Annotated in this window: 13 protein-coding genes and 1 tRNA gene; 6 read left to right on the top strand and 8 right to left on the bottom strand. The window is 48.1% G+C overall.

All coding sequences use genetic code 11. The annotated features are described in order from the left end of the window. Positions 1–71 precede the first annotated feature (71 nt). The gene (locus JK154_RS04840) at positions 72–902 is read left to right on the top strand and encodes a pyridoxal phosphatase (RefSeq protein ID WP_211991389.1); all 831 of its coding nucleotides are present in this window, start codon (positions 72–74) and stop codon (positions 900–902) included. Here the strand turns inward: JK154_RS04840 and modC are convergent, their stop codons facing one another. From modC to JK154_RS04820, 4 genes are all read right to left on the bottom strand, one after another. Continuing rightward, positions 903–1,961, bottom strand: a complete 1,059-nt coding sequence (modC, locus tag JK154_RS04835; protein WP_211991388.1) for a molybdenum ABC transporter ATP-binding protein ModC — start codon at positions 1,959–1,961, stop codon at positions 903–905. It abuts the gene before it with no gap. 3 nt (positions 1,962–1,964) lie between these two features. Then, on the bottom strand, positions 1,965–2,654 hold the full coding sequence (gene modB, locus JK154_RS04830; RefSeq protein WP_211991387.1) for a molybdate ABC transporter permease subunit: 690 nt from the start codon (positions 2,652–2,654) through the stop codon (positions 1,965–1,967). Beyond that, positions 2,654–3,427 (bottom strand): molybdate ABC transporter substrate-binding protein, encoded by a 774-nt coding sequence (modA, locus tag JK154_RS04825; protein WP_211991386.1) that lies wholly within the window; start codon positions 3,425–3,427, stop codon positions 2,654–2,656. The genes modB and modA overlap by 1 nt, the downstream gene beginning before the upstream one ends. Positions 3,428–3,711: 284 nt before the next feature. Then, entirely contained in the window at positions 3,712–3,846 is a 135-nt protein-coding gene (locus tag JK154_RS04820) for an AcrZ family multidrug efflux pump-associated protein (RefSeq protein WP_211991385.1), read from the bottom strand. 125 nt (positions 3,847–3,971) lie between these two features. Between JK154_RS04820 and modE the strand changes: the two genes are divergently transcribed. The 5 genes from modE to nudI all read left to right on the top strand — a co-directional run bounded on the left by modE (position 3,972) and on the right by nudI (position 10,181). Further along, positions 3,972–4,763: a molybdenum-dependent transcriptional regulator gene (gene modE, locus JK154_RS04815; protein WP_211991384.1), complete on the top strand. Its 792-nt coding sequence runs from the start codon at positions 3,972–3,974 to the stop codon at positions 4,761–4,763. A 76-nt stretch (positions 4,764–4,839) separates the two neighbouring features. Beyond that, positions 4,840–6,312, top strand: coding sequence for a molybdate ABC transporter ATP-binding protein ModF (gene modF / locus JK154_RS04810; RefSeq protein WP_211991383.1), 1,473 nt, complete (start codon positions 4,840–4,842; stop codon positions 6,310–6,312). 282 nt (positions 6,313–6,594) lie between these two features. After that, positions 6,595–7,611, top strand: coding sequence for a UDP-glucose 4-epimerase GalE (gene galE / locus JK154_RS04805; RefSeq protein ID WP_211991382.1), 1,017 nt, complete (start codon positions 6,595–6,597; stop codon positions 7,609–7,611). 634 nt (positions 7,612–8,245) lie between these two features. Further along, positions 8,246–8,998, top strand: a complete 753-nt coding sequence (gene gpmA, locus JK154_RS04800) for a 2,3-diphosphoglycerate-dependent phosphoglycerate mutase (RefSeq protein ID WP_211991381.1) — start codon at positions 8,246–8,248, stop codon at positions 8,996–8,998. A gap of 757 nt (positions 8,999–9,755) precedes the next feature. After that, positions 9,756–10,181 (top strand): nucleoside triphosphatase NudI, encoded by a 426-nt coding sequence (gene nudI, locus JK154_RS04795; protein ID WP_211991380.1) that lies wholly within the window; start codon positions 9,756–9,758, stop codon positions 10,179–10,181. 51 nt (positions 10,182–10,232) lie between these two features. On the opposite strand, the gene aroG is transcribed toward nudI, so the two are convergent. From aroG to JK154_RS04775, 4 genes are all read right to left on the bottom strand, one after another. Further along, positions 10,233–11,285, bottom strand: a complete 1,053-nt coding sequence (gene aroG / locus JK154_RS04790; RefSeq protein WP_211991379.1) for a 3-deoxy-7-phosphoheptulonate synthase AroG — start codon at positions 11,283–11,285, stop codon at positions 10,233–10,235. Positions 11,286–11,531: 246 nt separating this feature from the next. Further along, on the bottom strand, positions 11,532–12,248 hold the full coding sequence (gene pnuC, locus JK154_RS04785) for a nicotinamide riboside transporter PnuC (protein WP_211991378.1): 717 nt from the start codon (positions 12,246–12,248) through the stop codon (positions 11,532–11,534). Positions 12,249–12,270: 22 nt separating this feature from the next. Beyond that, on the bottom strand, positions 12,271–13,332 hold the full coding sequence (gene nadA, locus JK154_RS04780; protein WP_211991377.1) for a quinolinate synthase NadA: 1,062 nt from the start codon (positions 13,330–13,332) through the stop codon (positions 12,271–12,273). Positions 13,333–13,783: 451 nt separating this feature from the next. After that, positions 13,784–13,859 (bottom strand) — tRNA-Lys (locus JK154_RS04775). Between the last annotated feature and the right edge of the window lies 1 nt (position 13,860).

Here is a 13,860-nt window from a genome sequence, read left to right as displayed (position 1 = left end):
AGTCATTTTGCACCCTATTAGGGGTGGTGTAACATCGGTATCCTCTTTTTTAATCATAACAGGAACTTTTAATGCGTTATCACGTAATCGCTCTTGATCTCGACGGCACTCTGTTGACACCACAGAAAACTATCTTACCTGAGTCACTGGCAGCCCTGCGTGAGGCACGCGCCGCCGGGGTTAAGGTACTGATTGTCACGGGTCGCCACCATGTAGCTATCCACCCTTTTTATCAGGCTCTGGCGCTGGATACACCGGCAATTTGCTGTAATGGTACCTATCTCTATGACTACCACGCCAAACAAGTACTCGCCGCTGACCCGGTTCATCCCGACCAGGCCAACCACTTAATCTCGCTCATTGAAACCCATCAAATTGAGGGATTAATGTATGTTGATGATGCGATGCTTTATCCCACGCATTCGCAAAAAATTCAGGCTCATGTTGACCGTATCCAAACCTGGGCCCAGTCCTTACCTGCCGCACACCGCCCGGTATTTAAAGAAGTCTCTTCACTACGCCAGTCTGCCACTGAGGTCGACGCCATCTGGAAATTTGCACTGATAGACTCTGATTTGCCAAAACTGCGTCAGTTTACCGATGCCGTAGAGTCTGAGCTGGGACTCACCTGTGAGTGGTCATGGCATGACCAGGTGGATGTCACCCAGAAGGGTAACAGTAAGGGCGCACGTCTTGCACAGTGGGTGACACAGCAAGGACTGTCAATGGATCAGGTTATTGCCTTTGGTGATAATGACAATGATCTGAGCATGCTAGAAACAGCAGGTTTAGGCGTAGCAATGGGCAATGCAGCAGAAACCATCAAAGCACGTGCCAGACTGACTATCGGTAACAATGAACAGCCAAGTATTGCTGACACAATTTATCGCTACGTTCTGTAGTCAGGTCAATATAGCCACGCTCTTAATTTGAGCATAGAGCCAGAGCCCGGGTTTTATTGCCAGTTCATCCCGGGCCCATGGGCTGATTCTGGCCCACAGGATTCGAGTCCCTACTTCTAACTGGACTTCCACCTGCCCACTCTCTTCCAGACATTCGACCACACGGGCTCGCAATACATTACGAATGCTACTTTTCACCGGGGGTTCCAGCGCCAATGAGATGTCTGAAGCCTGGATACGAATACGCAAAGCTGTACGGGGCGGTTTATCCAGTTTGTTGACCCACAGATGCTGACCATCAAGCGCCAGAGCCGTCATGGCATAATGAGGATGGTGCTCCACTACCGTGACATTAAGCACGCTGCTTTGTTGATCTTTTGGCAGCCAAGGGTGCATCACACTGCTACCCCATACGGTTTCCAAATCTCCAAAGGCTTTAACATTGCCACCATCAAGCACAAGGACTTTATCGGCCAGATGGAGGATCTCATCCAGTGAGTGGGTCACATAAAGCATCGGGATATTGATCTCCCGGGCCAGCCGCTGCAAATAAGGGATCAGTTCCCGCTTACGCGGTATATCCAGCGATGCCAGGGGTTCATCCAGCAGCATTAACTCCGGTGCAGTTAATAATGAGCGGCCGATAGCAACACGCTGTTTCTCTCCCCCGGATAAACTTGACGGGAAACGATCCAGCAGTTCGCCAATCCCGAGTAATTCAACCAGCTTATCAAACTGGCCAGCCATACTTTTGGCCATGCCATACTTTAAATTACCCCGAACCCGGTAATGCGGGAACAGGCGCGCATCCTGAAAGACATAGCCAATACGGCGCTTTTCAGGGGCAAGATACAATGACTGTTCCGCATCCATCAGCACCCTGTCATTCAGCACAATACGCCCAGTCTGAGGACGTGTCAGCCCACTAATGGCGTTGATCAGTGAGGTTTTCCCTGCACCTGAAACACCAAATATGGCAGTGATTCCCCTTTCTGGTAACGTTTCCGCGAGGTGTAATCGATGTGTGCCCAGGGTCTGGGTAAAATTCAGTTGTAACATTAATTAACCCCCTAAACGCTTACGGCTAATGCGAGCCAGCCATTCCGCCACCAGCAGTGAGATCATTGCCAGTGCAATGGCTATCACACATAAACGCCAGGCGGCATTTTCCCCGCCAGGGGTCTGAATCAGGGTATACATTGCTGAAGGCAGCGTTCGTGTTTCACCGGGGATATTAGAAACGAAAGTGATAGTGGCACCAAACTCTCCCAAAGAGCGGGCGAAAGCCAGTACTGTGCCAGCAATAATTCCCGGCAGTGTCAGAGGGAGCGTAATGGTAAAGAAAACACGCCAGCGTCGCGCTCCCAGCGTCCGGGCAGCTTGTTCGAGGCGTAAATCAACCCCTTCCAGCGCCAGCCGAATAGCACGCACCATCAGTGGAAATGACATCACGCCAGCAGCCAGTACAGCACCTTTCCAGTTAAAAGCAAAAGTAATACCAAACCAGTCGTGGAACCAGGAACCTATCACCCCACGGCGACCAAAACCCACTAATAACAGATAACCCACTACCACTGGGGGAAGCACCAGGGGAAGATGAATAAGGCTATCCAGGAGTGCTTTACCCGGGAACTGGCAACGCACCAGTACCCAGGCGACGAAGATCCCTAAAGGGAGGCTAAACAGCACCGCAACGGATGACACTTTAAGGCTGAGCAGTACCGCTTGCCACTCGGGATCAGTCAGTATCATTATTTGGTCGTAAATCCATATTGTTGGAAAATTTTAGCGGCTTCAGGCCCCTGCAGATACTGATAAAATGCCTGAACCACAGGCGTATCATGGCCTTTAATTATCCCAATCGGGTATTCAACTTTTTGATGGGTGTCCGCCGGGAAAACACTGACCACTTTAACCCCTTTGCTGGCTACAGCATCGGACCCATAGACAATACCTAATGGCGCCTCATCCCGCTCAACTAATGCCAGGGCGCTGCGCACATCTTCCGCTGGAGCCAGTTTGCCGGACAGACTCTCCCATGAGCCCAGTTTTTGCAATGCTTCTTTGGCATAGATACCTGCGGGAACATGGTCCGGATCACCAACGGCCAAACGTCCCCCATCAAGCAGTTTCAACCAGTCAGTTTTAGCACTGATAGTCACATCACCCTGTTTGCTCTCTTTCGGCGCAACCAGCACTAACGTATTCTCAAGCAGATTAGCACGTGTATTTGGCTGAATACTGTCTTTAGATACCGCGTAATCCATCCATTTTTGGTCTGCAGAGATAAACAAATCTGCCGGGGCTCCCGCCTCGATTTGCCGTGCAAGAGTAGAAGAAGAGGCAAAAGAAGAGACGACGTCAACCTTATGTGTATGCTGATATTGTGTGGCAATATCCTGTAAGGCATTCGTTAAAGAGGCAGCAGCAAATACGGTCACCTTATTACCGTCAGCAAATGCCTGACCAACCAATGCCACAGAAAGTGCACCACCGAGAACCAGACGAGCCCAACCCTTGTTCATACTTTATCTCCGTTTATTTCGTTATGTATTTTAAAATATAACGATTAATAGCATAAACCTACAAATATTATCGACCAGACGCGTTCACACTTTAGGTCGTCTGGCGGTAAACAATGAATAATAATTGTCTGTCACAGGAGGGTTACCGTCAGAAAAGCGCAACCGAGGGAAGAGGCGAAGGCTCAAAAATGGAGATTATTCAGATCAGTATGAAAAACATATTCCCCTGACCAAAAAGAAAACGCCCGGCAAAGCCGGGCGCTGATAAATCGGTGGGGCCGTTGTTATAGGTCCCGATGCCCTATTTTTGAGAAAGCGTTAAAGATTTCTCCTAAACCGTAAATAAGGCCAAGGATCACTGCCATAACTACCGGCACCAGTACTGCGGCTAAACCTAAACTCTTCAGTATTTCTATCATGTTGCCTCCAGCAAAAGTGCACCCGCGTATTCTAGCCTGGGTAAGCAGTAATGTACGATCCTTTTGTGCCATTTGTACATGGAGTGATTATAGTAGCCATCTGCTTTCCTGAAATGGAGATATTTATGCACGCTGAAATTCTGTTGACTCTGAAATTAGAACAACGGCTCTTCGCCGATCCCAGACGAATCAGCTTACTTAAACAAATCAAGCAAACAGGTTCCATCAGCCAGGGGGCAAAACTTGCCGGTATCAGTTATAAAAGTGCCTGGGATGCAATTAATGAGATGAATCAGCTTGCTGAACATACCCTGGTTGAACGTGCAACAGGTGGTAAAGGCGGTGGGGGCGCACTGGTGACACGTTATGGTGACCGTCTGATTCAACTTTATGATTTATTGGGACAAATACAGCAAAAAGCCTTTGATGTATTACAAGATGATGCTCTGCCATTAGATAGCCTGCTGGCCTCTATTGCTCGTTTCTCATTACAAACCAGTGCCCGGAATCAACTGTTTGGCACCGTGGTTAAGCGTCATCATGAGCAGGTACAGCAACAGATAGAAATATTGCTCACTGATGGTAAAACCCGCCTCAAGGCCGCGATTACCCAACAAAGTGCTGATCGACTGACCCTGCATGAAGGGAAAGAGGTGCTGGTACTAATCAAGGCTCCCTGGATTGCACTCACCACACAGCCTGAAACCGTGCCAGCCTCAGATAACCAGCTAGCCGGGGTCATCAGTACTATTGAGCAAGGTCAGGAACAGAGTGAAATCCTGATTCAATTAGCAGATGGGCAGATATTGTGTGCCACTGTACCAAACAGCCATGTCCAGCAACAATCGCTGAAACAGGGCGCAGAAGTCACAGCATTTTTTAATGCTGATCGGGTGATTATCGCCACACTATGCTAAAAAACTGCAAACGATTGACATTGGGGCTGGTAACTCGTATTCCTGTCATTAATCGCTGCAATAAATGGAATAAAACATGTCTTCGTTGCATATTTCGCAAGGTACGTTTCACCTTAGTGATACAAAAACGTTTACGCTTAATGATCTGACCATTCGTGACGGAGAAAGCTGGGCCTTTGTCGGTGCTAACGGCAGTGGTAAGTCAGCCCTTGCTCGCGCGCTGGCTGGTACCCTGTTGCTACAAAAAGGCCAGCGGAATTGTGACTTTTCCCGCATCGCCCAACTCTCTTTTGAACAATTACAAAAACTGGTTCGTGACGAGTGGCAACGTAATAATACCGACCTGCTCGGGGCCGATGAAGATGATACCGGGCGTACTACAGCAGAAATTATCCAGGATGAGGTCAAAGATAGCACCCGCTGTCATGAACTGACGACATTGTTTGGTATCAGCCACCTATTGCCCCGCCGTTTTAAATACCTTTCCACTGGGGAAACTCGCAAGGCTTTACTGTGCCAGGCACTCATGTCAGAGCCTGACCTGCTGATTCTCGACGAGCCTTTTGACGGTCTGGATGTGCAATCCCGTCAGCAATTGTCCCAGTTACTGGCGGAGCTAAATGCGCAGGGATACACCCTGGTACTGGTACTCAATCGTTTTGATGAAATTCCCGACTTTATCCAGTATGCGGGGGTTCTGGCCGAGTGTACCCTGATCGAGACAGGTGAAAAACAGAGCCTGCTAGAACAGGCCCTTATTGCCCAACTGGCTCACAGTGAAACATTACAAGGCCTCACCCTGCCAAAGGCAGACAATACCGATCCACAATATGGATTAGCGGAAGACCAGCCACGTATTGTCCTGAAGGATGGCGTGGTTGAGTATAATGAGCGCCCTATCCTTCACCGTCTGTCATGGACAGTGAATCCAGGGGAACACTGGCAAATTGTCGGCCCGAATGGCGCGGGTAAGTCCACCCTGCTCAGTTTGATTACCGGCGACCACCCTCAGGGATACAGCAATGATCTGACCTTGTTCGGGCGCAAGCGTGGTAGCGGCGAAACTATCTGGGATATAAAAAAGCATATTGGTTATGTCAGCAGTAGCCTGCATTTAGACTATCGCGTAAGTACAACGGTGCGTAATGTCATTTTGTCTGGCTACTTTGACTCTATCGGCATCTATCAGGCGGTTTCTGACAGTCAGCAAAAGCTGACCCGTGAATGGCTGAATATTTTAGGTATTGATGAAAAAACTGCCGATGCCCCGTTTCATAGCCTTTCCTGGGGGCAACAACGACTGGCACTGATAGCCAGAGCTTTAGTCAAACACCCCACATTGCTAATTCTCGATGAGCCGTTACAGGGCCTTGATCCACTGAACCGTCAACTGATCCGCCGCTTTATTGATATTTTAATAACGGAAGGCCGTACTCAGTTATTGTTTGTTTCACACCATGCGGAGGATGCCCCCGACTGCATCACCCACCGTCTGACCTTTGTGGCTGACGAAGACAAATATCGTTATCAACTAGAGACCCTCGCCTAAGAAAACAAGCACCACGGGCTGCTGGGTACTGTCATCTGGCTACAGAAGGTCTCTACAGCCCATAATGCGCCGTCTCTCATTCAGGGCACATTTTGCCCTGAATGTCGCAGTGCACAGAGGCATTCCTCTCCGCCCTTCGATAAACTATCCTTAAGGGTATTACCTCAGGCACCGGTACAGGAAGCCTGTTTGTAACCGCTAACATCTCTTGTAAATGGTTACGCTTCCCTGTTTTTTCCCGTGTTATATTGTAGTTAAGCCATTCTATATGGAGAGATTAAAATGCAGGTTTTAGTTACTGGTGGCATCGGTTACATAGGGAGTCACACCTGTGTACAACTACTGCAAAGCGGACATGACGTCATTATTCTCGACAATTTATGCAACAGTAAGCGCAGTGTTATCACAACCATTGAAACGCTGGGAGGGAGGCAGCCTGCCTTTATCCATGGTGATATTCGCGACGGTGCTCTACTGGCTGAAATTTTTCATGAACATCGCATTGATGCGGTGATCCACTTTGCTGGTCTGAAAGCTGTGGGTGAGTCTGTCATAAAACCACTGGATTATTATGATAATAATGTGACAGGAACCCTCTCCCTGCTTTCAGCGATGCGTGCGGCGAATGTGACGAATTTTATCTTTAGCTCTTCTGCCACCGTTTACGGTAATCAGACTGTTATCCCTTATGTGGAAAGCCTTCCTACCGGGATCCCAGCCAGCCCCTATGGCTATAGCAAATTAATGGTGGAACAAATTCTTACCGATTTACAGCGCGCCCAGCCAGAATGGAGCGTTGCCCTGTTACGCTATTTTAACCCTGTCGGTGCACACCCATCCGGTGATATGGGGGAAGACCCTCAGGGGATCCCGAATAATCTGATGCCTTATATTGCCCAAGTAGCGGTGGGGCGGCGTGAATCGCTGGCTATTTTTGGCAATGATTACCCCACTCCAGACGGCACCGGAGTCAGGGACTATATCCATGTCATGGATCTTGCAGATGGGCACATTGCAGCCATGCAAACACTGTGCGACAAACCGGGTGTGCATGTCTATAACTTAGGTGCGGGTGTCGGCCACAGCGTGCTGGATGTGGTTAACGCTTTTAGTCAGGCCTGCGGTAAACCTGTTAATTATCACTTTGCACCGCGTCGTGAAGGGGATTTACCCGCTTACTGGGCTGATGCCAGTAAAGCAGATAAAGAACTGAACTGGCGTGTTAGCCGTACGTTACAACAGATGGCTGACGACACCTGGCGCTGGCAATCGCGTCACCCAGAGGGCTATCCAGGTTAAAAGCATTGTATGACACAGCATAACCCCACGGGCCTTCCTGACTGGCAGGAGGGTATTTACAGAACCGTGGGTTTTGGTGATCACTACGGCATCAGGCATCTCTCGTGGGGGATATTGTCTTTCAGCGGCGATTCCGCCCGATAGTGAACAAGCGATATACCAACACCGGGGCTCGATATCACGGCGATTATCTGGCCACCAGTGAACCGGGCAACCCACAGCCCCACTCCCCGAAATGATGCCGGGGCGTAACCATCAAATGGATGGTATTGGAGTCTTCTTGAGTCCCCATTCAGGTCACTTTAGCGTTTTCCGTGGAATGAATAAGCATAATTTTCCACCAATGTGCTGATTTTAGCGCCACAGTGAGCTAAAAATAGTATTACTCTCAAGAACTGTCTTACGCTCAGGCTGCTTTTTAGCTATGTTATAGGGTAAATATCACTGAATAGTTCGTTCGCGTTGCTTCAGGCACCAGACTCCGATAACTATGTGCATATAAATACTCGACTCAGAGACAATGGCATGCCAGACAACGCGATGTATGACAGAAATCGTTTTGCTAATAGCGCCACAAGCATTAGCAAACCATGAGGATTGTTATTTTTCATTTCAAGCTCAATAGGAGTAGATTATGGCTGTAACTAAGCTGGTTCTGGTTCGTCACGGTGAAAGTCAGTGGAATAAAGAAAACCGCTTCACCGGTTGGTATGACGTTGATCTGTCTGAAAAAGGAAGAACCGAAGCTAAAGCTGCTGGTCAGTTACTGAAAGACGAAGGCTTCGCTTTCGATTTTGCTTACACCTCCGTGCTGAAACGTGCCATCCACACGTTATGGAACATCCTTGATGAGCTGGATCAAGCCTGGTTGCCGGTTGAAAAATCCTGGAAACTGAACGAACGCCATTACGGTGCTTTACAAGGCCTGAATAAAGCTGAAACCGCTCAAAAATATGGTGACGAGCAAGTTAAACAATGGCGCCGTGGTTTTGCCATTACCCCTCCAGAATTGAGCAAAGATGACGAACGTTACCCTGGGCATGATCCTCGTTACGCTTCACTGAGCGAAGCTGAACTGCCAACGACTGAAAGCCTGGCACTGACCATCGAACGTGTCACCCCATTCTGGAATGATGTCATTCTGCCTCGTATGAAGTCAGGTGAACGCATCATCGTAGCCGCTCACGGTAACTCACTGCGCGCCCTGGTTAAATACCTGGACGATCTGAGCGAAGATGAAATCCTCGAGCTGAATATCCCAACTGGTGTTCCTTTGGTTTATGAGTTTGATGAAAACTTCAAACCAATCAAACGTTACTATTTGGGCAATGCTGACGAAATCGCAGCAAAAGCAGCGGCAGTGGCTAATCAGGGTAAAGCGAAGTAATTTCGATACCTGCTTTTCTGGCCAGTCATGGACTGGTCAGAACAACGAGCAACTGAATTTTAACTGCCCTGTTATGTAAACACCTGGTGTCCTGCACCGGGTGTTTTTTTATGGGGCAACTGGACGCAGGGGCTGATTCTAGCCATGCTCTGATACGACTCCGGGTCTTCCCATAAGAAAAAGGAGAGTTAAATTGTATCATCCCCCCTTTAGCCCATTTTCCGTATCAAAGCACAGCATACAGCCCCTCATCTGATCGGCTGATAATCGCCTCAGTGAGTACCATATTTACTGCAGATAATCGTTCAATTAATGCTCCCCGGCTCAAACCGGCATAATCAGCCCAGAACTTCTGCCCAACAAACCAAATGGGGTCCACGCAAACCCGGTATCAGAAAAGTCAGCAGGATAACCACCATCATCTTGATACAGCTATTTCAGTACCCGTTCATTCCCCCCACCAGTAAGCGACCCAATTAGCAGGGATTATCATGGTGCCAGTGACATACCCCGGTACTGGGTATTTATACGCGCGACATTCAGAAAGCGCATAACTCACGATTCGGTTGCTTGCAGGCCAGGACAATCGCTGTCAGCAAGAGATGATTGTGGGGCCATATTCTCAAACATGATGCTCTCCCACTGTTTCACAAAATGGTTTATGTTATTGTGAAATTTATCAATTTCGGCCATGTTTACTGTCATCAGACACAAGACATCCTGGCATTCCAGATATCTTCATTAATAAGGATACCCCATGCGCCACAGAACCATTGTCTGCCCCGTGATCCAAAATAATGGTGCCTATTTACTCTGTAAAATGGCTGATGATAGAGGTGTTTTTCCCGGACAATGGGCACTACCAGGCGGGGGGATGGAAGAGGGAGAAACGATGGAACAAGCTCTCAGGCGCGAAATTACAGAAGAGCTAGGAAATCAGCTGGAAATAACGACGATAACCCCCTGGCGTTTTCGGGATGATAAACGTGTCAAAACCTATGCCGATAAGCCTTCTGAAGAAATTTACATGATTTATCTAATCTTTGACTGTCAGAGTGCCAACCGTAAAATCACATTCAATGAAGAGTTTCAGGATATTGCCTGGGTATTGCCAGAGGAGTTAAAAACCCTCGACTTAAATACCGCAACGCGGGTGACTTTTGCTGAGAAGGGCCTGATATAGCGCAGTCTCTTCTCCCTGTCGATGGATACAGGGAGAAAAGACACTAACAGGCTAACTGCGACGGGCTTTCACTGCTGCCGCCAGTTGACGCAGTGCAATTTCAGTATCTTCCCAGCCAATACAGGCATCGGTGATACTCTGGCCGTAAACTAAAGGTTCGCCATTTTCCAGACTCTGATTACCTTCAACTAAATGGCTCTCAATCATTACACCGACAATCGCCTTTTCACCTTTCGCGATTTGCTGGCACACGTCGTCACAAACCGTCATCTGCTTTTTAAACTGTTTACTGCTATTAGCATGGCTAAAATCAATCATCAGCTGAGGTTCAAGGCCCGCTTTGATAAGCCCTTCTTTCACTTCAGCAACATTCCTTGCGCTGTAGTTTGGCTCTTTACCACCGCGTAAAATAATATGGCAATCTTCGTTACCACTGGTGCTAACAATCGCCGAATGGCCCCATTTGGTTACTGACAGAAAACAGTGAGGTGCACCGGCTGCATTAATGGCATCAATAGCCACTTTAATCGTGCCATCAGTACCATTTTTAAAACCTACCGGGCAAGAGAGACCTGAGGCCAGTTCACGGTGTACCTGAGACTCCGTAGTCCGTGCACCGATCGCTCCCCAGCTCATCAGATCGCCAAGGTACTGAGGGGTTATCATATCCAGAAACTCCCCCGCTGCCGGCAGGCCCGTATCGTTAATTTCCAGCAGTAATTTACGCGCAAGACGTAAGCCATCATTAATTTGGTAGCTGCCGTCCATGTGGGGATCATTGATCAATCCCTTCCAGCCAACAGTGGTACGTGGCTTTTCAAAATAGACCCTCATGACAATTTCTAAAGAATCCTGAAGCTCTTCGCGTAGGGCGAGCAAACGCGCACCATATTCTTTAGCTGCTTTTGTGTCATGAATTGAACAAGGACCAACCACCACCAGCAGGCGATTATCACTACCGTTCAGGATATTATGAATCCCGTTACGCGCCTGTGATACGGTAGTAGCCGCTTTCTCTGTTGCCGGAAATTTTTCCAGTAACGCGACTGGGGGCAGCAGTTCATTGATCTCTTTAATGCGTAAATCGTCGTTCTGATAATTCATAATCATTCCGTAGAAGTTCTGGGATAGCTTTTTATTACAGTCCTTCCAATCTAACGCGCAGCACTGAGCGTGTAAAAGGAATTTTACACCACCAGGATTAATATTTTTTATTCATAGATCTTGCTTTGTGAATAAAAAGTAAAAACACTTCCTCATCACACTCGATATATCAATGAGAACGCGGCCAGGCAGGAGAAAAAAGAGATATCATCCCATTGTATAACAAGATGATATCCCTGCTGGCAATTAAGAAAGAAGACGTGAGCCATGCTGGCGAGCACTTTTACGCCACATACGTGTCCCATTCAGTGCAATAAACAGCAGTAACAAATACTCAAGTGACATCGCGTAGACGCCCTGGAGGGCAAAAATAACGATACTTATCACATTGACAATGGTCCACAGGATCCAGTTTTCTACATATTTACGGGTCATCAGAATCATTGCCACGATCGACAGCACCATCATGCAAGAGTCCCAGAATGGAAAGGCGTCAGGTTCCAGCACCGGTTGGGCGACATTCAGCCCCAGGCTCTGCATAGCGGAAACGGCAACATGTGTCAGGAAAGCAAAGACCGGGTCGATATAAACCGTCATCAGCCCAATGGCGATAACTATTGCCACCAGCCATCCAATCGCTTTAGGCAACGTTAACCAGCGAATCTGTAATACCGCCTGATTATCCTTGCCTTGCCGCGACCAGGCATACCAGCCGTAAATATTGGCGCCAAAGAAAAAGAGCTGTAAAAGCAGGCTCGCATAAAGTTGGATCTGGAAAAATATAATCGCGAACAATGCAACGTTAATGATGCCAAAGAGATAATTGCTGATCTTTTCCAGACTTGCCAGCCAAATGCATAACAATCCGGCAACGGTGCCTATTGCTTCGATCCATGATAAATCGTAGCCCCCTGCACCAACAGGAATGTGTACGAGTATGTTCTGTGTACTAAGAAAATCCATGGTGTCCTCAATGCGTACGGGTTTACGCGTTACCTTTAACAGAAAGACGCAGCTCAGCTGCAAAATTGAGCATGCGGTTCAATGGCTTTAAAGCCTCTTCTCGCAACTTTTGATCAACCTGTATTTCATAGCCCATACTTCCCTGCTCCAGGCTATCAGAGATGGCTTTGAGGCCATTCATCGCCATCCAGGGGCAATGAGCACAACTACGACATGTAGCCCCTTCCCCCGCGGTGGGTGCCTCCAGTAATGTTTTTTCAGGACATGCCTGCTGCATACGATAAAAAATGCCACGATCCGTTGCGACAATCAGTTGCTGATGCGGCAGACTTTTAGCGGCCTGAATCAACTGGCTCGTCGACCCCACAACATCAGCCATTTCGACGATCGATTGCGGAGACTCTGGGTGTACCAATACCGCAGCATCAGGATAGAGAGACTTCATGGTCGCCAATGCTTGTGTCTTAAATTCATCATGTACAATACAGGTGCTTTGCCAGCACAAGACATCAGCCCCCGTTTGCTGCTGCACGTAGTGACCAAGGTGCCGATCAGGAGCCCAGATGATTTTTTCCCCCAGGCTGTCCAGATATTCGATTAACTCAACGGCAATGCTTGATGTCACAACCCAATCAGCGCGTGCTTTAACTGCCGCTGAAGTATTAGCATAGACGACTATGGTGCGATCGGGGTGCTGGTCGCAAAAAGCGTTGAACGCCTCAATCGGACACCCCAAATCCAGTGAACACTCGGCTTGCAAGTCAGGCATCAGAATGGTTTTTCCTGGGCTGAGAATTTTCGCTGTTTCCCCCATGAAACGAACCCCGGCAATCAGCAGTGTTGAGGCTTCATGCTCTGCACCAAAGCGAGCCATCTCCAGTGAGTCAGAGATAATCCCCCCCGTTTCTTCTGCCAGCGACTGAATTTCAGGGTCAGTATAATAATGCGCAATGAGCACCGCATTACGTGCCTTCAGCAGGCGTTTTATGTTCTGACGGTAAAATTGTTTTTCATCCTGGCTCAACGCGGCAGGTTTAGGGGGGAAAGGATATATCGCAACATCGGGGTCAAATATGGCTGGCATAGGATCATCTCGTTTTATCAGCTTAACAAATTTGCTTGTTTTTAGCTGAATCATGCAATAAAAAAACAATTTTGTTTTGCATGCTAAACAAAATGATAGATTAAGCAACAACTATTATTATATTTCTATACATGACAGCAGATTATTAATGATGAATACATATTTAAAGTCGTACCTCTCATGCTCCGCCCAAAAAACGGGACAAGATACTCCGCCAGAAGATGACAAGATGGGGGAACAAAGCACGACCGTCACAGACAGCAGAAAGGCGCCTTTCTGCACTGGTGGCTCTGCGGGATGATTTGGACTGTGGTCTGCCCTGCGGGGTGCGGCTAGCTAAAGTAACACTGTTCCGCTGCGCTAAACTCGACCCTGCAGCAGGCTTAAACCCGGCACAAATTTATATTATGCTCAGACGGCAAAAAGGCGCCTTTAGGGCGCCTTTTTACACTGGTGGGTCGTGCAGGATTCGAACCTGCGACCAATTGATTAAAAGTCAACTGCTCTACCAACTGAGCTAACGACCCG

Origin of the sequence: Citrobacter sp. JGM124 (assembly GCF_018257795.1) — a bacterium.
Taxonomy (GTDB): Bacteria; Pseudomonadota; Gammaproteobacteria; order Enterobacterales; family Enterobacteriaceae; genus JGM124.
Note: the sequence above shows the minus strand (reverse complement) of the source record. Positions and strands in the feature narration are given on the sequence as shown.

What these genes read in the sequence shown, in the direction of transcription:
- JK154_RS04840 (WP_211991389.1), top strand. Translation starts at nt 72, where the DNA reads ATGCGTTATCACGTAATCGCTCTTGATCTCGACGGCACTCTGTTGACA.
- modC (WP_211991388.1), bottom strand. Translation starts at nt 1,961, where the DNA reads ATGTTACAACTGAATTTTACCCAGACCCTGGGCACACATCGATTACAC.
- modB (WP_211991387.1), bottom strand. Translation starts at nt 2,654, where the DNA reads ATGATACTGACTGATCCCGAGTGGCAAGCGGTACTGCTCAGCCTTAAA.
- modA (WP_211991386.1), bottom strand. Translation starts at nt 3,427, where the DNA reads ATGAACAAGGGTTGGGCTCGTCTGGTTCTCGGTGGTGCACTTTCTGTG.
- JK154_RS04820 (WP_211991385.1), bottom strand. Translation starts at nt 3,846, where the DNA reads ATGATAGAAATACTGAAGAGTTTAGGTTTAGCCGCAGTACTGGTGCCG.
- modE (WP_211991384.1), top strand. Translation starts at nt 3,972, where the DNA reads ATGCACGCTGAAATTCTGTTGACTCTGAAATTAGAACAACGGCTCTTC.
- modF (WP_211991383.1), top strand. Translation starts at nt 4,840, where the DNA reads ATGTCTTCGTTGCATATTTCGCAAGGTACGTTTCACCTTAGTGATACA.
- galE (WP_211991382.1), top strand. Translation starts at nt 6,595, where the DNA reads ATGCAGGTTTTAGTTACTGGTGGCATCGGTTACATAGGGAGTCACACC.
- gpmA (WP_211991381.1), top strand. Translation starts at nt 8,246, where the DNA reads ATGGCTGTAACTAAGCTGGTTCTGGTTCGTCACGGTGAAAGTCAGTGG.
- nudI (WP_211991380.1), top strand. Translation starts at nt 9,756, where the DNA reads ATGCGCCACAGAACCATTGTCTGCCCCGTGATCCAAAATAATGGTGCC.
- aroG (WP_211991379.1), bottom strand. Translation starts at nt 11,285, where the DNA reads ATGAATTATCAGAACGACGATTTACGCATTAAAGAGATCAATGAACTG.
- pnuC (WP_211991378.1), bottom strand. Translation starts at nt 12,248, where the DNA reads ATGGATTTTCTTAGTACACAGAACATACTCGTACACATTCCTGTTGGT.
- nadA (WP_211991377.1), bottom strand. Translation starts at nt 13,332, where the DNA reads ATGCCAGCCATATTTGACCCCGATGTTGCGATATATCCTTTCCCCCCT.